Source organism: Serratia sp. ASV30, assembly GCF_016428815.1.
Classification (GTDB): domain Bacteria; phylum Pseudomonadota; class Gammaproteobacteria; order Enterobacterales; family Enterobacteriaceae; genus Chania; species Chania fonticola_C.
Window position 1 is genome coordinate 1 of record NZ_JAELTL010000200.1, and the last position, 454, is coordinate 454.

Genomic DNA, 454 nt, shown 5'->3' on the forward strand with positions numbered 1-454 from the left:
ATTCGCTACGAGCGCTTGAAGCGAAGGCCAATGGATTCATCAGCAAAGGGAAAAATGTAGAAGAGTTACTCTTTGCTGTAAAGCACATCTTAAAAGGGTACCTTTTTTTTTCTGCAGAAGTGTTAAGTGATATATCAGAAATAATATTCTTGAGTAAAAACGCCAAGCCCACACGAACATTAACTACCAGAGAAATAAATGTACTAAGGCATCTGGTAAAAGGCCATAAAAATAAAGAGATAGCCGAACATCTTTTTATCAGTGAAAAAACAGTGAGCACTTATAAAACCAGAATCATGGCAAAGCTCGGAGTTAACTCCGTGATCGAAATGGTAAATTATGCGGGCAGAAATGGCCTAATGTGAATAATAACCCCACATGACAGCTCATTAATTTTTATAGTGAAGTTGCCAATATGACCAGTTAGTTTAAAATATACTTTTCGATGAATGAT

General features: G+C 36.1%; 1 protein-coding gene. It reads left to right on the forward strand.

The features are described 5' to 3' along the window. On the forward strand, positions 1-365 hold a 365-nt coding region (locus tag JHD74_RS26075; RefSeq protein WP_199063919.1), incomplete at its 5' end, for a response regulator transcription factor. Positions 366-454 lie beyond the last annotated feature (89 nt).